This window comes from Pseudomonas sp. 382, assembly GCF_002759075.1.
Classification (GTDB): domain Bacteria; phylum Pseudomonadota; class Gammaproteobacteria; order Pseudomonadales; family Pseudomonadaceae; genus Aquipseudomonas; species Aquipseudomonas vlassakiae.
In genome coordinates this window covers 60,291-80,622 of the sequence record NZ_PEMX01000010.1, presented here as the reverse complement: position 1 = coordinate 80,622, position 20,332 = coordinate 60,291, and the positions used below count along the sequence as shown (strand labels likewise).

Below are 20,332 nucleotides of genomic sequence, written 5' to 3'. Positions count from 1 at the left end.
CTGACGTGTAGCAGAGTTCGGGCTCCCGTGCCATTTGCCGAACTTCGTTTGGCAAATGGCACGCGTAAGCGCAGCTTCTAGCTCAGCGAAAGGCGCGGGCGGACCTTCAGGTTACCGCGTTGTGCAGTGTCTTCACGATTCGCTCCTGTTGTTGCAACGACAGGCCATGCCACAACGGCAGGCGCAACAGGCGCTCCGAATGCTCCTCGGTTACTGTCAGATCACCATGGGTACGCCCGTAGCGACGGCCTCCAGGTGATGTATGCAGCGGAACGTAGTGGAAAACAGCGTTAATGTCGTTTCTCTTCAGTTCAGCCAGCACATGCCGTCGGTCAATCTCGGGAGCCAGCAGTACGTAGTACATATGAGCATTGTGCTGGCAATCTGCTGGAATGATTGGCCGGCGCAAGAAGCCTTGTAGTTCCAGTGGCTGTAACAGTTCGTGGTAGCGCTGCCAGATCGCCAGGCGGTCTTTGGTGATCTGCTCGGCTTCCTCAAGTTGCGCCCAGAGAAACGCTGCGATCAGTTCACCGGGCAGGAACGATGAGCCCACCTCCTGCCAGGTGTATTTGTCTACCTCGCCGCGGAAGAAGCGGCTACGGTCGGTACCCTTTTCGCGAATGATTTCCGCTCGCTGTGTCAGTGCCGACTCGTTTACTAGCAGCGCACCACCTTCGCCCGAAATAACGTTCTTGGTTTCATGGAAGCTGTAGGCGCCCAAGTCGCCGATGCTGCCAAGAGGGCGACCTTTGTAGGAGGCCATGACCCCTTGGGCAGCATCTTCAACCACTTTCAGCCCGTGGCGAGCGGCGATAGCCATGATGGCGTCCATTTCGCAGGCAACGCCTGCGTAATGCACCGGAACGATGGCGCGGGTGCGTGGTGTGATGGCGGCCTCGATCAGGTGCTCGTCAAGGTTCAGCGTGTCCTCTCGTATGTCCACGAACACCGGTACGCCGCCGCGCAGCACGAAGGCATTGGCTGTCGAAACGAAGGTGTACGAAGGCATGATGACTTCGTCGCCTGGCTGAATGTCCAGCAGTAGGGCTGCCATTTCCAGTGCGGCGGTGCAGGAGTGGGTGAGCAAGGCTATGTTGCAACCACTTGTACGTTCCAGCCAGTCGTGGCAGCGCATGGTGAAAGGACCGTCGCCGGCCAGCTTGTTACCGAACTTGGCTTCGGCGATGTAGTACAACTCTTTGCCGGTCATGTAAGGACGGTTGAACGGAATTTTCTCAGTCATAGGTTGGTACCTTTTAACTATGCCTATTGCACGATCGCCTGGGTGATCTGAACCAGATACTGTCGGTATCTACGCGAGTTCATCTTTCGAAACTGGCATCGTGAAAACAGTCGTTTTTGCTTTACAAGTTCAGGTTCAACGCCTGTAAACGATCAACTTATGCACTGGCAAGCGACTTTGGTCTGCATGAGCAGGCGTGTGCCTCTGTTTGCCCATGAAGGGCTTGGGAGCATGAGTATCTCAAGACGACGATGGACGATTGGGAAATACGAAGTAACGAAAGAGAACGTAAAGGATACCGGCCACTGCGAAAATGGCGAAAAGTCGCACCACTTGGTGAGGAAAACCCAACTTGTCTGAAAGTATGTAAAGGATGCCGATGCTCGCGGTGTAACCGATCACATGTGCAATACAGTAACGAAGGGCTCCATATCCCGCGCGTCCCTGATACGAAAACGAATAGCGCGCATGCCCAAAATAAGCCATCGCAGCGCTTACGGGGTACATGATGGTGACCGCTGTCTTGGGTTCGAGCCATAGCCACGTCAGCAATAGGTAGATCAAGTAACCACGCAGGTTATTTACCACACCAACGATGCCATACCGAACAATCGGATAGCGGGTGCCTTTTCGAAACAGGTCGACGAGGCGCCCGTGACTCGCACTCATCGATTTCACGCGCTATGAGTATTGGCGTAAGCCACCAGATCATCGAGGGTTTGCAGCTGGTCGACCTCTGCATCGTTATTGGTGATGCCATAAGCATCTTGTACGGCCAGGACAATGCTGAACAGGCCAAGGGAGTCAACGCCCTGCTCGGTAATGCTCAACTCGGGTCGCAGTCTGTCCGGTGCCTCGATGGCCTTGGCCTTGCGGATTACATCAACAATATCTTCACGGGTGACGGGCATTGGATATTCCTTTTGTTCTGATACACATTGCTGCTGCGCACGTTGTGCCGAGATGGTGCAGGCTTGGTGATGTGGTTGCCATGCTGCGTCGGAGCCTATCACGAGGTCGGCTTGGCGCTGAAATAGATTTGTCCCAGTTGGCACTCATTCAACATGACGTCGGCACGGGTCAGGCGTGAACCCAGCGTTTGCTTTAGAACGACTTCAGCATGGTTCAGATCCTCGGGCAGCGGCCAGCCAGCGCTGTCCCAGCGGCAAAATACCCATTGTGTGTCGTCAGGCTTCTCAAGCAGGGCCAGATGCAAGGCCTTGTTCATCGATACCAGCTTTTCGATGCTGCTGTGGCCGGAGCTGTCTTCGGCCAGGCGTATGCTTCTGTCAACAGTGTTGATCTGGCAGTGCCGGGTAACCAGCGATTCGTCATAAGGCACGCGAGCCTGCGGTGCGCCTGGTGCAGTCGTCAATCGCGCGAAAAGTCGTTCTTCGCCAATAGTGAATTTAATGACGGCAACATCATCGGGGCTACTGCTTCTTGAAGCTTCTGCCTGTTCTATTTCAAGTTGCAAGTGCTGGGAGGTCATGCGCTGGATGAAAAATTCGATATCACGGATCTCACCCAAGCGATTTATTTGAATAATTTGCATTGCCTGATTCAACATATCCGGCCCCTGGATATAATTGCGTTCCCCTTTGAAACCAATGTCCAGCGGATAGCGTTCCATCAGGCAGTTCCCTTCAGGTAGCGGGCCATGTTCACCCGGTGATTGACGGCAAAGTTACCCGACATCACGGCGCCGGCCGGCACATCGGCCACCACCACTGCGCCCATCTTGATTTGTGCGCCCTGGCCCACGATCAGCCCTTGCGCGATCGATGCCGAAGTGCCTACCCACACTCGATCTTCCAGGCGGCTGCGCCCGGCAATGACGGAGTTGCCTGAGATGACACAGGCCTCGCCCACGTAAGCGCCATGGCCGATGTTGGTCATGATGCCGATTTGGGTGTGTGGACCTATGAACGTGAACCCGCGAAACAGCGACTTGGCAATTACCGCGCCCGAGAGAATTTGGCAGCCCTCACTGATCGTGACGCCGCCGGCATGGCTGACTCGCACCAGCCGCCCGTCGGCCTGGCGAAGGGTGAGCAGGCCCTCGGCCCCGATGACCACATTGGCGCCTATCTCGACGTCGTCGCCGAGTTCGCAATAATCTTCGATGACGCTGTGGGCGCCAATCACCACGCGATTACCCAGTCGGGCCTTGGGCGATACCACTGCGCTGGGATGGATACGGCATCCCTCACCGACTCCGTAGCTCATCTTGGGGAGGATGTCACCGCTGGCCTTGAGGCGCAGATACAGTTCGAAGAACGCGTGGCGCGGGTTCTCGGCGACGATGATTGCCTTTCCGGTGCCAGTCAGTTCGTCGCTCAGCGTGGGTGTGCAGATAACTGCAGAGACGTTTGGGTTCTTTGCGGCCTTCTGCAGGTAATGCAGGGTCTGGCAGTACACCAGGCTACCCGATGTGGTGGTGTCGGCTTCATCGAGAGTGGCGAAGTTGCCGCCCTCGACGATGACTTCAGCGGCGAAATGATCACTGATGTCGAAGCGGTGAACGTGATTGAGGCGAGTGGTCATCAGAGCTTCTCTTCAAAAACCGAAAACTGTTCAACGTTGCTGGCTTCTTCCACCAGGCGGCCAAGGTATTCCCCGAGTACGCCCAGTGCCAGAAGTATGTTGCCGCTCAGAAATGAAACCAGTACGGCCAGAGAGGCCCAGCCTGGTGCGGAATGCTCGGCAAAGATGGATTGGACGATGACCCATACGGCATAGGCGATACTCAGCAAGCTGATCACCACCCCCCAGCCGATCATGAAACGCAGCGGGAGATAAGAGTGGTTGATGACAAGATACGACAACGTCTTGATCAGTTTCGCCACTGAGTAAGTGGTCTTTTGCCCATCGAGGCGAGAGGCATGGCGAATGGGCACGTTGCAAATCAACGAGTGCGGCACTGATTTGAAGAGCATGGCGGCGATGTGCGGGTGCGCGCCTTTGTAGGCGGTCAACTTACGAGCCACGTCGAGGGTCATGGCACGAAAGCTGGACAGCCCCATCGCCTTAGGTTTTCCGATGATTTTGCCCGCGAGGTGCAAATTCACCCGGGAGCCGATGTTGCGCCACCAGTGGTGTTGTTTCTCGCCAGCGTCGATCTTGCCGATGACTACTCGTTTTCCCGCATCGAGTTGTTCGGTGAATAGCGGCAAGTCTTCGGGAAAGCCCTGCAGGTCGTCATCGATGGTAAATACGTAGCCCTTGCTGGCATAGCTCAAGCCACACAGGGTAGCGTGTTGCTGGCCAAAGTTGCGCGCCAGGCGGATGCATCTGACACGACCGTCCTTTTCATGCAGCTCACACGCGGTAATCCAGGTATCGTCCGGGCTGGCGTCGTCAACCAGGATCAATTCCCAATCATCAGTAAGGGCATCCAGTTGCCGCGAGATCCTCTCGTGGAAGATATGCAGCGTATCTTTACTGCGATAGACCGGCACTACCACACTAATGCCTGAGCGTTGGCCGTGAGTAGTCGAAAGGTTCTCGGTGGTAGGCATCATCGTTCACTTTTGGCCAGGCAAGCACGTGCGGTGCCTTCGACGTTGACAGGAGCAAAGAGCACCTGTTCCCGCTCAAAGTCATATCCGCCAGCACCCCGTGCAGTGTGCCAAGTGCCCACTTGGCGATAGTCGTCCGGGAACCGAGCACCTTGCTGCAATAGTGTTTCAGTGGGCAGGCTGCGCGGGCCATCTGGCTCCCAGAGCACCCACGAAACGGCAAGTGTCTGGCAATCCACCAGCGAGAGCGCTTCGCTGGCGCGCTTGAGGCTGCCAGGGTAGCCGCCAACCAGCCATGCCTGGCCGATGTTTTGGGCGCCGAGCGCATAAAGAATTCCCGGCGACTGGCCGGACAGATCGATCATCGGCGTACCCGGCTCCAGCCCGGCCGTTCGAGCAGCTTGGATCGCGCTGAAAAAGTACAGAGCGTATCCTTCAGAGAGTTGGAGCTTGCTCCCATTGACCGATTGAGTGCTGGTGTTGAGCTTCAGGGGTTGGGGCTGGCGGTAAGGTTGCTCCAGACCGGTTTGCAACATAGTGGCTACCATCGCCTGGGTAGCGAGAGTGGCCGGAAGCAGGGGGAACAACGAAGCCTTTTGGCGGATCAGCGGCCCCACCAAGGTCAATCCGGCGAGTAACCAGAAGATCGCGGCATACCCTGCGGTATTCCAGTAGTTGCCATTGGTGCCGAATGCGTACATATGTGGAGTAACTATGAGCACCACGGCCATGACCCATTGCGCGAGGGTGATGTTCGTCAGTGCCTTGAGGCGTCCAATGGTGAGAAGGGCCACCAGAGCGGCCAGCATCACAGCGAAGATCCACAGACTTTGATACGGTCCGAGATTTACAGCCCATAGCGGCTGGCCGAGCACCAGTGATGCCGTTAAAACGAAGAATGCGAGTGACAATGGCAAACTCAGGTACTGCCAACGCTGGTTTTTAGCAAGCAGGAGCCCTGTGGCGATGAAGATGGCGAGGGCTGTCGCCAGCAACGGGTACAGAAGCATGTCGTCCAGCGTAAAAGTGTCGACCCTCAGGATATTGAGCAGAGTATGTCCACCCCCCAGGTCCTGAGTAAGCTGGATACCCTTTTTTATGCGAGCCGCGAACGTGACGACAGAACCGTCGATCAGCCAGGCACTGGCCAGCAATGGAATCAGGGCACTAACGGCAGTGAGTAGCAGCGAGCGCACGGAGCATCGTCGCAACGCCAGCAACCACACGATTACTGCTAACGTTAGCGCCATCGCGCTGCTCGGTTTGGCCATGAACGCGAGCCAACCACCAATACCGATCAGCGTCCAGCCTGCCAGGCTGGCGCGATGCAGAGGTTTGTCCGCCATTAGCAAACCGGTGGCTGTTATCAGCAACGCCTGCAGCGTCAGGCTGTTGTAGCTCGGAGTCACGAGCCAGGTATCGAAGATCAGCAATACGGCTGTTGCCAAGCCAGCACTCAAGGTCGCTCGCAGTAGGCGCTCCTCCGATTGCTTTGGCACGATTGAGTTGAGGAACGTTTGGGACAGTCCCCATGCGAGGGCAAAGGTGATGAGTATGTTTGCTTGCCGCAAGGCGGTGATATCCCCCCCCAGCAGTTGATAGAGCGGGTGGTAAACAAAGCCGAACTGGGTAGTGGAAGCACTGTAGAGATACGGTGTGGAGATCCAGACCAGATAGAAGCTTTCGTCAGTGAAATCGATTCCGTATGCGCTGAACTTGAGTAGCCAACCCAGCAACATCAATGTACCGATTGCGCACGCTACGATCGATGCTCGGCGAAACAGTGCATGCACGGTGTTGAATTCCTTATCGAATCTGACAGGTGAGGACGGATCAGTCATTGCTTTAAAAATGGAGGCACTTTACGCGCTGCTTCGCGTGTTGTCAGTAGCATGAGCCGCACACCGTCCATGCTTTCGCAGCCTTGGTCCTCAAGCCAGGCCCCACCCTAGCCGATACGCTTTCAACGATCTCGATTACACTTACGGCATCTTACCTACCGACCCGCATGAGACCGACCTGAATCCATGACTATCCTGGTTACCGGCGGCGCCGGCTTTATCGGTGCGAACTTCGTGCTGGATTGGATGAACCAATCGGGCGAAACCCTCATCAACCTCGACAAACTGACCTACGCCGGCAATCTGCAAAGCCTGGCCAGGCTGCACGGTAATCCGCAGCATGTGTTCGTGCACGGGGATATCGGCGACGGCCCGCTGTTGCAGCTGTTGCTGGCCGAGCATCAACCGCGCGCGGTGCTGAACTTTGCCGCCGAGTCACACGTCGACCGCTCCATTCACGGTCCGCAGGCGTTCGTCGAGACCAATGTGGTCGGCACCTTCCAGTTGCTCGAAGCGGTACGCAACTATTGGCAGGGGCTGGATGAAACGGGGCGAAAAGCGTTCCGGTTTCTGCATGTGTCCACCGACGAGGTCTACGGCTCGCTCAAGGTCGGCGAGCCGGCGTTCACCGAAACCCATCAGTACCAACCCAACAGCCCCTACTCGGCAAGCAAGGCGGCCAGCGACCACCTGGTGCGTTCTTACCACCACACCTACGGCTTGCCCGTGCTGACCACCAATTGCTCGAACAACTACGGACCTCTGCACTTTCCGGAAAAGCTCATCCCCCTGATGGTCGTCAACGCGTTGGCTGGCAAAGCGCTGCCGGTGTACGGCGATGGTCAGCAGATTCGCGACTGGCTTTACGTGAAGGACCATTGCAGCGCCATCCGACGGGTGCTCGAGGCTGGCACGGTGGGTGAGGTTTACAACGTCGGTGGCTGGAACGAGAAACCGAACCTGGAAATCGTCGAGCGCGTCTGCGCCCTGCTGGATGAGCTGCGCCCCCGGGCAGACGGCAAGCCCTATGCGGAGCAGATCAGCTACGTTGCCGACCGTCCGGGGCATGATCGACGCTATGCCATCGATGCCAGCAAGCTCGAGCGCGAGCTGGGCTGGAAACCGAGTGAAACGTTCGAAACCGGTATTCGCAAGACAGTGCAGTGGTACCTGGACAATGCAGCATGGGTCGAGGGCGTGCAGTCGGGCAGTTATCGGGAATGGGTAGAAAAGAACTACAGCTGCCGTTCAGGGAAGCACGACAAATGAGCACACTCAAGCAACGTAAAGGCATCATTCTCGCTGGCGGCTCCGGCACGCGCCTGCACCCGGCCACACTGGCAATTTCCAAGCAATTGCTGCCGGTGTACGACAAGCCGATGATCTACTACCCGCTGACCACGCTGATGCTGGCGGGCATTCGTGACATCCTGATCATCTCCACCCCGCAAGATACACCGCGCTTCGAGCAGTTGCTTGGCGATGGCCACAAGTGGGGCGTCAACATCACCTATGCCGTGCAACCGTCTCCCGATGGCCTAGCCCAAGCGTTCATCATAGGTGAGGACTTTATCGGTAACGACCTGTCGGCACTGGTGCTAGGCGACAACATCTATTACGGCCACGACTTCCAGACGCTGCTGCTCGATGCCATGGGTCGTAACGAGGGGGCGAGCGTCTTCGCCTACCACGTGACTGACCCCGAGCGCTATGGTGTGGTCGAGTTCGACAGCCGCGGCAAGGCCATCAGCCTGGAAGAGAAGCCGCTCAAACCCAAGTCCAACTATGCGGTCACCGGGTTGTACTTCTACGACCAGGACGTCATCGAGATGGCCAAGGGTCTCAAGCCTTCGCCTCGCGGCGAGTTGGAAATCACCGACCTCAACCGCCTCTACCTTGAGCGCGAGCAGTTGTCCGTCGAGGTGATGGGGCGGGGGTATGCCTGGTTGGATACCGGCACCCACGATTCGCTGCTCGAAGCCAGCGGTTTCATCGCCACCATCGAACGCCGCCAGGGCCTGAAAGTCGCCTGTCCTGAAGAGGTTGCCTACCGTCAGCGCTGGATCGACGCTGAGCAACTCGAGAAGTTGGCCGCGCCTCTGATGAAGAACGGCTATGGTCAGTACCTGCAACGGGTGCTGCGCGACACAATCTTCTGACGCTGAAGGGACTGTGCACGCCTGCCGTGGGATGTTTTACCTGGCGGGCGTGCAACATGCTGTGACGTCTAATCTGGTTACCATTCCCTTGCGACAAATGCTGGGAGAATGGCCTGTGAGCCGCTAGCTTGAGTGGGCAGCCAAGGATCTTGCTGCTTTCAAACTCAACTCACAGGAGTGACCGTCATGCGTAATACCGTCCTCAATTACCTGCTGTTGCCGCTGTTTGCCGGCTTGTCTTTTTCACTCAGCGCCGCGCCTGCGACGGCCACCGCACCGAAGGACCCGATGCCGATGGTCAGCCAGGTTCAAACACCGTCCAGCATGCTGAATCTGAACACCGCAGATGTGCCGACCTTGCAAACGAAACTGAATGGCATCGGCAAAGCGAAGGCCGAAGCAATCGTGGCCTATCGGGACGCCAACGGGCCATTCGCTTCGGTAGATGAACTGCTGGAGATCAAAGGGATTGGCAATGCACTGCTGGAGCGTAATCGGGACAAGTTGGTAGTGGAGTAGGGTAGCTGGCCGGGGCTGGCAATCGTCTGCCCCGGCATCACCGCCTGCAAGTTACCGATCCTGCGCATCCTTGGCATCCGCCTCGGCATTGCGTTCATGCACCTTGCGTAGCTGTTCTTCCGTCAGTGGCAGCTTCTTCGCCGTATCGCGCAACATCATCAACCCGCCCACGATCGAGCCGAGGGCTATGATGAGTATCAGCCAGGCATACCAGGGCATTGTCGTTTCTCCTATGCGCTTTGAAGGCTTCGCTTGTACAAAATATGAGCGATGGCCATATCCGTTGGTTCAATTATAGGAGCCATGACTGTCTGGGCCAATTCTGATGCCGCCCTGGCCCCCAAGGCACGCTCACTTCGTTTACAATGCGCGCCGTTTACGAATTACCAAAGAGACCTTGACCATGTCCGCCTGCCAGACGCCCCTGATCGTCGCCCTGGATTTCCCCACCCGTGATGCCGCCCTCAAGCTGGCCGACCAGCTCGATCCTGCTCTGTGCCGGGTGAAAGTGGGCAAGGAGCTGTTTACCAGCAGTGCTGCAGGCATCGTCGAGACCTTGTGCGAGAAGGGCTTCGAGGTGTTCCTCGACCTCAAGTTCCACGATATCCCGAACACCACCGCCATGGCCGTGAAGGCTGCGGCGGAAATGGGTGTGTGGATGGTCAACGTCCACTGCTCCGGCGGCCTGCGCATGATGGCGGCCTGCCGTGAAGAGCTGGCCAAGCGCAGCGGCCCGCAGCCGCTGCTGATCGGCGTTACCGTGCTGACCAGCATGGAGCGTGAAGACCTGGCGGGTATTGGTCTGGACGTGGACCCGCAGGAGCAGGTGCTGCGCCTGGCTGCGCTGGCCGAAAAGGCCGGCATGGACGGGCTGGTGTGCTCGGCGCTGGAGGCGCCAGCGTTGAAGGCTGCGCACCCTGGCCTGCAGCTGGTGACTCCAGGCATTCGCCCGGCGGGTAGTGCGCTGGACGACCAGCGCCGCATTCTGACGCCGCGCCAGGCGCTGGACGCAGGTTCCGATTACCTGGTGATCGGCCGCCCGATCAGCAAAGCGGCGGACCCGGCCCAGGCGCTGGCCGCAGTGGTCGCTGAAATACGCTGCTAAACCGAATGTCTAGTCCTGAAATAGGTTTACACCTGTTCAGGTAGGCCGACAGGCCTCAAAACGCCCGATGCACTGCATCGGGCGTTTTGTTTTTCAGGGCCATATGGGGCCGTTCTGTGTTGTAGATCTGTACTGCCTCGTCAACCATCTGCCTCGCTTGCTCAAGATCTTCAGGGCTGCTCAACAGGAGTTCCATCTTGAGGATTCCATTGATTCGCTCGGCCAGCGCGTTCTGGTAGCAGTCATATCCATCAGTCATGGAGCACTGAATATCGTGCCGTTGGTGCAGTGACTGGTATAGCGCCGAGCAATATTGGATGCCTCGATCCGAATGGTGGACTAATGGCTGGCGATGACGTCGCTTTCTTAATGCCTGCTTGAAGGCTTGCGCCACTGACTCGGCATGCAGGCTTTCATGGACGTGGTGGCCAACAATTTTCCGGCCGACCTGGAATCGTTTGTCAGGCTGGCAATGCAGCAGATAGTGCAACTTGCGTGTACCCAGACGAGGCTGGCGCATCCGGACTTGCTGAACAAACTTAACCACCCCGTCTGCCTGGCGCTCTTTGCCATCAGCAGCTCGGTTGCGCTTGTAGTAAGCCTGACGACTAATGCCTAGAAACTGACAAGCCCTGGCAATGCTCAGTCCTGCGACTTGGCCTTGCGAGAGGACTTGCCGGATCGCTTTTTTACGACCGAGACACCGTAGTCATTTTTCAGAACATCGACGACCGTCTCAAAGAACTGGGCCTTTTGGCTCATCAGCTTAAGCTGCTGCTCAAGCTCTTTGATCCGCTGCTCTGGAGTGAGCGGTTTGGGGTCAGACATCGCGCAGCTCCTCTCGGCTCGGGCAGAAGCCCCTTGGCTCCATTCCTGCCGACCATGCTTACGCAACCATACCAGAACCGTTGATCGGCCCTGAATGCCATACCGCTCCTGGGCCTGGCCGTAGGTCATCTCGCCTTTTTCGATCTGATCAACCACCGCCAATTTAAAAGACAGTGAGTAATCACGCTGTGTGCGCTTTACACCTCGCTCCATCTGACTCTCCGGAAATTCGGGATGGGAGGTGTAAACCTTATTCAGGACGGGACAAGGCAAAGAAAAAGGGCTGCATTGCAGCCCTTTTTCATGCTTCGCCGATTCAGGCAATAACCAACGGCTGGAAGCCCTTGATCAGGTCATCCAGCGCCTTGATCTGCGTCAGGAACGGCTCCAGCTTGTCCAGCGGCAGTGCACTCGGCCCATCGCACTTGGCCTGGTCCGGGTTCGGGTGAGCTTCCAGGAACAGCCCGGCCAGGCCAACCGCCATGCCGGCACGCGCCAGGTCGACCACCTGCTCGCGACGGCCACCGGAAGCAGCACCGGACGGGTCGCGGTTCTGCAGGGCGTGGGTTACGTCGAAGATGATCGGCAAGTCGTCACAGGTACGCTTCATCACGCCAAAGCCGAGCATGTCCACTACCAGGTTGTCGTAGCCCATGCAGGTACCGCGGTCGCACAGGATCAGCTGGTCGTTACCGGCTTCCTTGAACTTGTGCACGATGTTCTGCATCTGCGACGGGCTGAGGAACTGTGGCTTCTTGATGTTGACCGGCTTGCCGGTCTTGGCCAGGGCCACCACCAGGTCGGTCTGGCGGGCCAGGAACGCGGGAAGCTGCAGCACATCGACCACTTCGGCCACCGGCGCGCACTGGTAGATCTCGTGTACGTCGGTAATGATCGGCACGCCGAACTCGGCCTTGACCTTCTCGAAGATACGCAGGCCTTCTTCCATGCCCGGGCCACGGTAGGAGTGGATCGATGAGCGGTTGGCCTTGTCGAAGCTGGCCTTGAACACGTAAGGGATGCCCAGTTTCTCGGTAACCCGAACGTACTCGGCGCAGGCGGTCAGGGCCAGGTCCTCGGACTCGAGCACGTTGATGCCGCCGAAGAGGACGAACGGGGCGGTGTTGGAGCACTCGATGGTGGGGGTGATCTTGATCATGGTCATCTCTGCAAATCCCTTGTCACTGGTTTCAGTGGCGAGGGGGAATCTTACAAGATCTGCTTTGCCTGTGCCGGCCCTTTCGCGGGTAAACCCGCTCCCACAGGTACTGCACAGCATCTGAAATCTGTGCGATCCCTGTGGGTTTACCCGCGAAAGGGCCGGCACAGGCTTACCCCAATCTCAGACCTTCAACACCAACTTGCCGAAGTTCTCACCGCTGAACAGCTTGAGCAGCGTCTCGGGGAAGGTCTCCAGCCCTTCGACCACATCCTCCTTGCTCTTGACCTTGCCCGTGGCCAGCCAACCGGCCATCTCCTGGGCGGCCTTGCCGTAGTCCTTGGCGTGGTCCATCACCACGAAGCCTTCCATGCGTGCACGGTTCACCAGCAGCGCCAGGTAGTTGGCCGGGCCTTTGACGGCTTCCTTGTTGTTGTACTGGCTGATGGCGCCGCAGATGACGATGCGCGCCTTGAAGTTGATGCGGGTAAGCACCGCGTCGAGGATGTCGCCGCCGACGTTATCGAAGTACACGTCGACGCCTTTGGGGCATTCGCGCTTCAGGCCGGCCAGTACATCTTCGGCCTTGTAGTCGATCACGCCGTCAAAGCCCAGTTCGTCCTTGAGGTACTGGCACTTCTGCGCGCCACCGGCGATGCCGACCACATGGCAGCCCTTGAGCTTGGCGATCTGGCCGACGATGCTGCCCACCGCGCCGGCCGCGCCGGAGATCACCACGGTGTCGCCGGCCTTGGGCTGGCCGACCTCGAGCAGGGCGAAGTAGGCGGTCATGCCGGTCATGCCCAGGGCCGACAGATAGCGGGGCAGTGGGGCGAGGTTGGGGTCGATCTTGTGCAGGCCCTGGGGCTCGCCGGTGAAGTAGTCCTGTACGCCGAGGGCGCCGCTGACATGGTCACCGGGCTTGTAGTCCGGGTGGTTGGAGGCGACCACTTCACCGACGCCGAGGGCGCGCATCACTTGGCCGAGCGCCACGGGTGGGATGTATGACTTGCCTTCGTTCATCCAGCCGCGCATGGCCGGGTCCAGCGACAGGTACAGGTTGCGCACCTGGATTTGCCCGGCAGCAGGGGCTTCGGCAGGCACGGTCTCGAAAGTGAAGTCGTCACGGCGCACGGCGCCGACCGGGCGTTTGGCTAGCAGGAAGCGGCGGTTGGTCTGGGTCATGGCAGGTCCTTGTGGGCGATGAGGTGCAGCAGTCAATTTAACCCGCTGATGCAGGTTGGTCCGCAAAATCACTGGTAAGCATGGTAGCCCAACTGCTGCCTTGATGATGCTGCCCAGTCGGGTGGCCGGCTGACTAGACTCAGGGCCAATTCATCACTCTCAGGAGCAGACGATGAGCATGACCTTTTCCGGCCAGGTAGCCCTGGTCACTGGCGGTGCGGCAGGTATCGGCCGGGCGACGGCACTGGCTTTTGCCCGCGAGGGCCTGAAGGTGGTGGTGGCCGATCTCGACCCGGCCGGTGGCGAGGCCACGGTGGCCTTGATTCGCCAGGCGGGTGGCGAGGCGCTGTTCGTGGCCTGTGATGTGACCCAGGATGCGCAGGTGCGCGAGCTGCATGAGCGGGCCATCGAGGCCTATGGTCGGCTGGACTACGCCTACAACAATGCCGGCATCGAAATCGAACAGGGGCGCCTGGCCGAGGGCAGCGAGGCCGAGTTCGACGCGATCATGGGCGTCAACGTCAAAGGCGTGTGGCTGTGCATGAAGTACCAGCTGCCGCTGCTGCTGGCCCAGGGCGGCGGTGCGATCGTCAACACCGCCTCGGTGGCGGGCCTGGGGGCGGCGCCCAAGATGAGTATCTACGCCGCCTCCAAGCATGCGGTGATCGGCCTGACCAAGTCGGCGGCCATCGAGTACGCCAAGAAGGGCATCCGGGTGAATGCCGTGTGCCCGGCGGTGATCGACACCGACATGTTCCGCCGCGCCTACGAGGCAGACCCGCGCAAGGCCGAATTTGCCGCAGCGATGCACCCGGTGGGGCGTATCGGCAAGGTCGAGGAAATTGCCAGCGCGGTGCTGTACCTGTGCAGTGACGGGGCGGCTTTCACCACCGGGCACAGCCTGACGGTAGATGGCGGGGCCACCGCGATCTGAACATCGACGGGTGCAGGTGCTACGCACCGTGTATAGCCGGCTTACTGATTCGCTGTATATACTCTGGCTCTTCTGGTTTTGGAAAGCGACATGGAGACCGTCAGCGCCCAAAAGCCCGGCTGCCATGCCTCGATATCGGATTTTGCGGCGTGCCGGGGTATCGCCGAGGGGCCCGTGTTCATCGTGGCCTCGGGAGCCTCTGCCAAGGGCTTCCCAGTGCAGCGTTTCGCCGGCGTGCCGATGATCACCGTCAATGGCGCGATTTCGATGTTCGCGGAGCATGGCGTGCGCCCGTATTTCTATGTGTGCACCGACACTGGGTTTGCGCAGCAGCAACCTGATCTTTACGCCAAGGCGCTACGGCTCAGCCAGCGCCTGGCGATCTGGCCGGATGAAATCGGTCTGTTGCCGGTGCCGACCAAGGCGCAGGTTTTCCCGTTGGCCAAGGCAGCCCGCGCCAGCCTGCAAGAATCTCTGTTCAATACCGAGCCAATGTTGGTGCGCAGCCGTACCTTATGGGGTAGCCGCTCGCGCTCGGTAGGCTTCAGCAAGGATCTCTCCCTGGGGTTTTTCGATGCACGTACGGTCGCTTATGCGGCGTTGCAGCTTGCCTGTCACCTGGGCTTCAATCAGGTTTTCCTGGTGGGTGTCGACCTCGACCAGTCGGTCGGGCGCTTCTATGAAGAACCCGGCCAGGCGGTTTCGCGCTGTCACCTGGACGAGTCATTTGAACGGCGTATCCTGCCCTCGCTGAAGCTGATGGCCGATCGGGTTGTTAACGAGCACTTCGCCGTCTACAACCTGTCTGCCACATCGAAGATCCCCGCATCGGTCATCCCCAAGATCAGCCTCGATCAGGCCGAGACGCTTATCCACGGCCGCGCGCCGCAGGCGTTCTTGTGCAGTCACCCCGCGTGACTCGAAACGTTACGGGTTGCTCGGCTGATGTACGCCTTGCCTTGCACGTGGTAACGCCGCGGCAACGGCCATGCACCCCGCCAGCAGCACCCCACCAAACCCCAGCAAGGCCACGCCCGAGCCAAGGTGGTCGCTCAGCACCCCGGTCAGGATCACCGGCACGCTGAAGCCCAGGTAGGCCAGCAGGAAGAACCCTGCACTGGCGCGGGTCTTTTCGGCGCCGGCCATTTCATTCACTGCCGCCAGCCCGCCGAGGTAGATAAACCCATAGCAGGCGCTGCTGGCCGCCACCGCGCCGGCCAGCACCGCCCAGAGGCGGCCGCTGTCGGCGCCCCAGGCCAGCAAGGCATAGCTGCACGGCAAAATTGCCATGCCCAGCAAGGTGGCCGCGCGGCTCGACATACGCCTGGCCAGCGGCTGGAACAGCAGGCCGCAACTGATCACGCAGAATGTCGAGAACCCCGACCAGGCGCTCAAGCCGTGCTGGCGCAGGATCCCGGGCAGCAGGGCGATCACCAGCCCGACGCAGGCCCAAGCCAGCAGAATGGCCAGGCCATAGACCACGCTGCCTTGGGGGTAGCAGGGCAGGCGCAGCATGGCACTGCGTTGCGCCGGTCGCGGGTCGGGCAAGCGCCAGACGAGCAGCACTGCAACTGCGCCCAGTAACAACTGCAGGTGGAAGCTGCCGGGCGTCAGGCTCGGGCCTCGCAGCAGGAACAGGCTGGTCAGCGCTGCGCCCAGGCCAAAGCCCAGCGAGGTGCTGGCGGTGACCCAGTTGGCGGCGCGGGCACTGGTGTCGGCGCCCATCAGTTCCGTCATGTAGGCGGTTGCCGTGGCCGAGGCCAGGCCGGTGCCCAGGCCCAGGAAGAAGCGCGCCACGCCGAGGGTCTGCAAGCTTGGAGCAAACAGCATGAGCAGCGTGGCAATCATCGACAGCGTGAGCGCGGTGAGGATCAGTGGCCGTCGCCCGACCCGGTCGGCCAGCCCACCCAGGGCCAGCAGCACCGGCAGCACGCCCAGCACGTAGCCGGAGAAGGCCACTGCGGTGGCAGCGGCGCCCTGGCCGGAGAGGTCGGCATAGATGATGTACAGCGGGGCCTGCAGGTTGACCGCCAGAGTGATCAGGCACAGGGCGAAGGCCAGCAGGGCGGGGGAGTGACGCGAGGGCATTGGGTACGATCCTGGTTCTCGGGTTGTCTGTACCGGCCCTTTCGCGGGTGAACCCGCTCCCACACGTACAGCAAAGATGCTGGAATCTGTGGGGATCCTGTGGGAGCGGGTTTACCCGCGAAAGGGCCAGTTCAGGAGACATTGCCCTCAGAGCAAACACCTAACAAGGCACACCCAAGCCCCATTTGTGCTTAACTGTTCGCTCAAAATAAGCAAACACCCACCGCCATGCACTTCACCCTCGACCGCCAAAGCCCGATCCCGCTGGTGCAACAACTCACCGGAGAACTCCAAGCCTGGATCGAACAGCAGCGCCTGCGCCCCGGTGCCCGTCTGCCGTCGATCCGCACACTGGCCCGTAACCAGTCGGTCAGCGCCTCCTGCGTGATCGAGGCCTACGACCGCCTGGTCGCCAGCGGCTGGCTGGAGGCGCGTCACGGCACTGGCTTCTTCGTTGCCGAGCGCAAAGTCACCCTGGAAAGCGACAATCCGCCGGTCTGGGGCGAGGCAGGCGACGGCAGCTGGCGCCAGTTCCGCGAAGGCCACGACGAACTGCTCAAGCTCGGCTGCGGCTGGCTGCCGAACAGCTGGCGCGCAGACGTCGAACTGGCCCAGGCGATCCGCCAGGTCAGCCGCGGCGCCCCCCAGGACCTGTTCGACTATTGCCCGCCGCTGGGGCTGGCCAGCCTGCGGCTGCACGTGCACAAGCGTCTGGCGCGGCTGGACATCGCTGCCGGCCCCGAACGTATCCTCACCGTCCAGGGTGCCAGCCATGGCCTCGACCTGCTGGTGCGGACCTTGTTGCGGCCCGGCGACACCGTGCTGGTGGAAAACCCTGGCTATTACAACCTCTACAACCTATTACGCCAGCATCAGGTGCACATGCTGCCGGTACCGCGCACGGCGGCCGGCCCTGACCTGGCGGTGCTCGAACGTCTGCTGGCCGAGCACCGCCCACGCTGCCTGTTCACCAATAGCCTGTACCACAACCCCACCGGCACCAGCCTCGCACCCAAGGTTGCCTATCGTCTGCTGGAGCTGGCCCGCGAGCACGACCTGCGCATCATCGAGGACGATATCTACGCCGACTTCCAGGAAGGCCCGGCCACCCGCCTGGCCACCCTCGACAGCGAACAGCGGGTGATCTACCTGGCCAGCTTTTCCAAGACCCTGAGCAGTTCGCTGCGGGTCGGCTACCTGGTGGCCGATGCGCCGCTGCTGGCGCGTCTGGCCGAACTGAAGATGGTCAGTGGCATCGGCACCTCGCGCTTTGCCGAGCAGGTGGTCGGGCAGATGCTGGCCAACGGCAGCTACCGCAAGAGCGTGCAGCGTCTGCGGGTGCGGCTGGGCCAGCACATGGCCAAATTGCTCGGGCAGTTGGAGCAGTACGGCTGGCAGGTGTTCTGCGAGCCATATGGCGGCATGTTCGTCTGGGCGCGGGTGCCGGGGCGTGACTTCGCCAGCCTCGAACGCCTGGCGCTGGAGCATGCGGTGTTGCTGACCCCGGGCAGTGCCTTCGACTACCAGGGCGCCGGCAGCGACTGGCTGCGCATCAATGTCGCCTACGGGCAGGACACCCGCGCCCAAGGCTTCCTTCAGCACGCAGGGCGACCTTCAGCTAGCTGATCGCGACACGCTCATAGCTATTTGACACCATTTTGGCGCCAACCTCTTGTTTGCAGGGCAACAAGGTTGCCACGCTTGGCCCTTGGCAAAACCTTGCACGGTGAAGGGGAATCGGCGATGGCGACGAGCAGGCACGGTGTTCTGGCCAACCTGGGCATGGCCCGTAAACTGGGCCTGGGGTTCGCCTTGGTGTTGCTGCTGACCGTCGCGGTCGCAGCCATCGGTATCGCGGCGCTGCACAGTGTTGGCCAGCGCTTCGACGGCCTGCGCCAGCTGGGCCAGATCAATACCGACCTGCTGCGGCTGCGCCAGCACGAGCAGGCCTTTGCCCTGCGCTCCGACATCAAGGAGGCCGAGGCCTTGCGCAGCGGCCTGCAAAACCTTGCCGAGCGCGCCCGCAGCCTGCCAGCACTGGCGGCGGCCGAGGCTGACCTGGCGGCTTACGGCCAGGCCTTTGAAGCCTTCGTCGAAGCAGTGCAGGCCAAGGAGCTGGCGCTGGACATGGCCAGTTGGTCGGTGTCCAGCGTGGCCAACAACCTCGATGTGCTGCAGGCCGGCCTGGCCGACGATGGCACCTACACCCTCAAGCAGTCCCAGGGCCAGCAAGGCGGCGAGTTCCTTGAGCAGGCCGGGCAGGTGGCACAAGTGTCGCGGCTAATGTTGCAGGCCATGGACGAAGCGCGGGTACGTCTGGACAAGAGCCGCAAGGGCGAGGAGGGGGAACAAGGCCGCATCGCCCAGACGGTCGAGGCGGCGCAGCTGGTCGAACAGCTCAAGGCTGCGGTCGCTGACGCGGGTTACCAGAGTGTCCTCGGCGAGGTGGCCGGGCACATTGCCAGCTTCTCCGACAAGCTTAATGAATACACCGACCTGCTGGGCAAGGAGCAAGGCATCAAGGCGCAGTTGCAGGCGCGTGCCGAGCAGGTCACGGGGCGGGTCGACCAGGCCTATGCCGTCGATCAGCAAGCCATGCAGGCTGAACTGGCGCGCAACAGCCTGGCCATTGCTCTGGCCACCGGGCTGGCGTTATTGGTGGGTGTGCTCGCCGCCTGGCTGATCACCCGCGCCGTGGTCGGCCCGCTCAAGCGCGTGATCGGCCGAGCCCAGCGTATTGCCGCCGGCGAGTTGAGCCTGGACAGCGAGGCGCCGCGCAGCGATGAAGTCGGCCAGTTGATGCAGGCCATGCAGCAGATGGCCGCTGGGCTGTCTGGCGTGGTCAGCGGGCTGCAGCAGGGCATCGAGCAACTGGCCGGCAGCGCCCAGGCGTTGTCGGCGGTCACCGAGCAGACCAACCGCGAAGTCGGCAGCCAGAAGGAGGAGACCGAGCAGGTGGCCACGGCCATGCAGCAGATGACGGCCACCGTGCACGATGTGGCACGCAATGCCGAAGAAGCCGCACAGGCGGCGCAGGCCGCCGATGACAAGGTTGACGCCGGCCAGCGCGTGGTGCGCGAGAGCATGCAGCGCATCGAGCAGCTGGCGACGGCTGCGGACACGGCTAGCGCCGGCATCGACAGCCTAAGTGCCGAGATTCACACCATTGGCGATGTGCTGGAGGTGATCAAGAGCGTCGCCGAACAGACCAACCTGCTGGCGCTCAACGCAGCCATCGAGGCGGCCCGGGCGGGTGAGCAGGGGCGTGGTTTTGCGGTGGTGGCCGACGAAGTACGGGCACTGGCCCGGCGTACCCGGCAGTCGACCGAGGAAATCGAGCGGCTGGTGGCCAGCCTGCGCGGCAATGCCCAGCAGTCGGTGGCGCAGATCCGCGGCAGTACCGAGCTGGTGCGCCTGGCCGTGGCTGATGCGCTGCAGACCGAAAGCGCGCTGGGCAGCATTGCGGTGGCGGTGTCGTTGATTCAGCAGATGAACCAGCAGATTGCGGCGGCGGCGGAGCAGCAGAGTTCGGTGGCCGAGGAAATCAGCCGTAGCGTGACGCAGATCCGTGGCAGTGCCGACCAGGCGGCGCTGGCGATGCAGGACAATGCCCGGTCCAGCATCGAGTTGGCGCAGCTGGGCAATGACCTCAAAGGCATGGTCGGCCATTTCAGGCTGTGATTACCTGTGCCGGCCTCTTCGCGGGCGCGCCCGCTCCCATAGAGATATCACAAGGCCCGAGAGCGGTGA

At 60.6% G+C, this 20,332-nt stretch carries 19 protein-coding genes and 2 pseudogenes; 9 read left to right on the top strand and 12 right to left on the bottom strand.

Translation table 11 applies throughout. From position 1 onward, the window contains the following. Nucleotides 1–106: 106 nt before the first annotated feature. The 7 genes from rffA to CQW31_RS13915 form a co-directional block, all read right to left on the bottom strand. On the bottom strand, nucleotides 107–1,243 hold the full coding sequence (gene rffA, locus CQW31_RS13945; protein ID WP_099814736.1) for a dTDP-4-amino-4,6-dideoxygalactose transaminase: 1,137 nt from the start codon (nucleotides 1,241–1,243) through the stop codon (nucleotides 107–109). 240 nt (nucleotides 1,244–1,483) lie between these two features. Beyond that, nucleotides 1,484–1,912 carry a GtrA family protein gene (locus CQW31_RS13940; RefSeq protein ID WP_099814735.1) on the bottom strand — a complete coding sequence of 143 codons (429 nt, stop codon included), beginning with the start codon at nucleotides 1,910–1,912 and terminating at the stop codon, nucleotides 1,484–1,486. A gap of 5 nt (nucleotides 1,913–1,917) precedes the next feature. Next, nucleotides 1,918–2,154, bottom strand: coding sequence for an acyl carrier protein (locus tag CQW31_RS13935; RefSeq protein WP_099814734.1), 237 nt, complete (start codon nucleotides 2,152–2,154; stop codon nucleotides 1,918–1,920). A gap of 98 nt (nucleotides 2,155–2,252) precedes the next feature. Further along, on the bottom strand, nucleotides 2,253–2,876 hold the full coding sequence (locus CQW31_RS13930) for a hypothetical protein (RefSeq protein WP_099814733.1): 624 nt from the start codon (nucleotides 2,874–2,876) through the stop codon (nucleotides 2,253–2,255). Continuing rightward, the gene (locus tag CQW31_RS13925; RefSeq protein ID WP_099814732.1) at nucleotides 2,876–3,790 is read right to left on the bottom strand and encodes a hypothetical protein; all 915 of its coding nucleotides are present in this window, start codon (nucleotides 3,788–3,790) and stop codon (nucleotides 2,876–2,878) included. Before CQW31_RS13925 ends, CQW31_RS13930 begins: the two co-directional genes overlap by 1 nt. After that, complete coding sequence (locus CQW31_RS13920; protein WP_099814731.1) at nucleotides 3,790–4,767, bottom strand: glycosyltransferase family 2 protein; 978 nt, start codon at nucleotides 4,765–4,767, stop codon at nucleotides 3,790–3,792. Before CQW31_RS13920 ends, CQW31_RS13925 begins: the two co-directional genes overlap by 1 nt. Continuing rightward, nucleotides 4,764–6,557 carry a hypothetical protein gene (locus CQW31_RS13915; RefSeq protein ID WP_099814730.1) on the bottom strand — a complete coding sequence of 598 codons (1,794 nt, stop codon included), beginning with the start codon at nucleotides 6,555–6,557 and terminating at the stop codon, nucleotides 4,764–4,766. Before CQW31_RS13915 ends, CQW31_RS13920 begins: the two co-directional genes overlap by 4 nt. 234 nt (nucleotides 6,558–6,791) lie before the next feature. On the opposite strand from CQW31_RS13915, the gene rfbB reads away from it, so the two are divergent. The 3 genes from rfbB (at nucleotide 6,792) to CQW31_RS13900 (ending at nucleotide 9,283) form a co-directional block, all read left to right on the top strand. Further along, nucleotides 6,792–7,874, top strand: a complete 1,083-nt coding sequence (gene rfbB, locus CQW31_RS13910; RefSeq protein WP_099814729.1) for a dTDP-glucose 4,6-dehydratase — start codon at nucleotides 6,792–6,794, stop codon at nucleotides 7,872–7,874. Next, nucleotides 7,871–8,764 carry a glucose-1-phosphate thymidylyltransferase RfbA gene (gene rfbA / locus CQW31_RS13905; RefSeq protein WP_099814728.1) on the top strand — a complete coding sequence of 298 codons (894 nt, stop codon included), beginning with the start codon at nucleotides 7,871–7,873 and terminating at the stop codon, nucleotides 8,762–8,764. The genes rfbB and rfbA overlap by 4 nt, the downstream gene beginning before the upstream one ends. A 186-nt stretch (nucleotides 8,765–8,950) precedes the next feature. Then, a complete protein-coding gene (locus CQW31_RS13900; protein WP_099814727.1) occupies nucleotides 8,951–9,283 on the top strand; it encodes a ComEA family DNA-binding protein in 333 nt (110 codons plus the stop codon). 51 nt (nucleotides 9,284–9,334) lie between these two features. Here CQW31_RS13900 and CQW31_RS13895 read toward each other — a convergent pair whose 3' ends face one another. Further along, the gene (locus CQW31_RS13895; protein WP_003252762.1) at nucleotides 9,335–9,502 is read right to left on the bottom strand and encodes a DUF2897 family protein; all 168 of its coding nucleotides are present in this window, start codon (nucleotides 9,500–9,502) and stop codon (nucleotides 9,335–9,337) included. A gap of 184 nt (nucleotides 9,503–9,686) precedes the next feature. On the opposite strand from CQW31_RS13895, the gene pyrF reads away from it, so the two are divergent. Then, nucleotides 9,687–10,388, top strand: coding sequence for an orotidine-5'-phosphate decarboxylase (pyrF, locus tag CQW31_RS13890; protein WP_099814726.1), 702 nt, complete (start codon nucleotides 9,687–9,689; stop codon nucleotides 10,386–10,388). A 55-nt stretch (nucleotides 10,389–10,443) separates the two neighbouring features. On the opposite strand, the pseudogene CQW31_RS13885 reads toward pyrF, so the two are convergent. The 3 genes and pseudogenes from CQW31_RS13885 to CQW31_RS13870 form a co-directional block, all read right to left on the bottom strand. Beyond that, a pseudogene (locus tag CQW31_RS13885) lies at nucleotides 10,444–11,429 on the bottom strand (integrase core domain-containing protein). A 103-nt stretch (nucleotides 11,430–11,532) separates the two neighbouring features. Continuing rightward, complete coding sequence (gene kdsA, locus CQW31_RS13880; RefSeq protein ID WP_099814789.1) at nucleotides 11,533–12,375, bottom strand: 3-deoxy-8-phosphooctulonate synthase; 843 nt, start codon at nucleotides 12,373–12,375, stop codon at nucleotides 11,533–11,535. A 183-nt stretch (nucleotides 12,376–12,558) separates the two neighbouring features. Next, nucleotides 12,559–13,560 carry an NADP-dependent oxidoreductase gene (locus tag CQW31_RS13870; protein WP_099814725.1) on the bottom strand — a complete coding sequence of 334 codons (1,002 nt, stop codon included), beginning with the start codon at nucleotides 13,558–13,560 and terminating at the stop codon, nucleotides 12,559–12,561. Between the two features lie 172 nt (nucleotides 13,561–13,732). On the opposite strand from CQW31_RS13870, the gene CQW31_RS13865 reads away from it, so the two are divergent. Beyond that, nucleotides 13,733–14,494 carry an SDR family oxidoreductase gene (locus tag CQW31_RS13865; RefSeq protein ID WP_054886626.1) on the top strand — a complete coding sequence of 254 codons (762 nt, stop codon included), beginning with the start codon at nucleotides 13,733–13,735 and terminating at the stop codon, nucleotides 14,492–14,494. 90 nt (nucleotides 14,495–14,584) lie between these two features. Then, a complete protein-coding gene (locus CQW31_RS13860) occupies nucleotides 14,585–15,412 on the top strand; it encodes a hypothetical protein (RefSeq protein ID WP_054886627.1) in 828 nt (275 codons plus the stop codon). A 9-nt stretch (nucleotides 15,413–15,421) separates the two neighbouring features. Here the strand turns inward: CQW31_RS13860 and CQW31_RS13855 are convergent, their stop codons facing one another. Beyond that, entirely contained in the window at nucleotides 15,422–16,582 is a 1,161-nt protein-coding gene (locus CQW31_RS13855; protein WP_099814724.1) for an MFS transporter, read from the bottom strand. 228 nt (nucleotides 16,583–16,810) lie between these two features. Between CQW31_RS13855 and CQW31_RS13850 the strand changes: the two genes are divergently transcribed. The 3 genes and pseudogenes from CQW31_RS13850 to CQW31_RS32150 all read left to right on the top strand — a co-directional run bounded on the left by CQW31_RS13850 (nucleotide 16,811) and on the right by CQW31_RS32150 (nucleotide 20,263). Then, on the top strand, nucleotides 16,811–18,208 hold the full coding sequence (locus CQW31_RS13850; protein WP_099814723.1) for a PLP-dependent aminotransferase family protein: 1,398 nt from the start codon (nucleotides 16,811–16,813) through the stop codon (nucleotides 18,206–18,208). A gap of 117 nt (nucleotides 18,209–18,325) precedes the next feature. Then, nucleotides 18,326–19,402 (top strand): annotated as a pseudogene (locus CQW31_RS32155) (HAMP domain-containing protein); the annotation flags it as partial. Further along, the gene (locus tag CQW31_RS32150; RefSeq protein ID WP_371858380.1) at nucleotides 19,382–20,263 is read left to right on the top strand and encodes a methyl-accepting chemotaxis protein; all 882 of its coding nucleotides are present in this window, start codon (nucleotides 19,382–19,384) and stop codon (nucleotides 20,261–20,263) included. The pseudogene CQW31_RS32155 and the gene CQW31_RS32150, both read left to right, overlap by 21 nt. The last annotated feature ends 69 nt before the right edge of the window (nucleotides 20,264–20,332 follow it).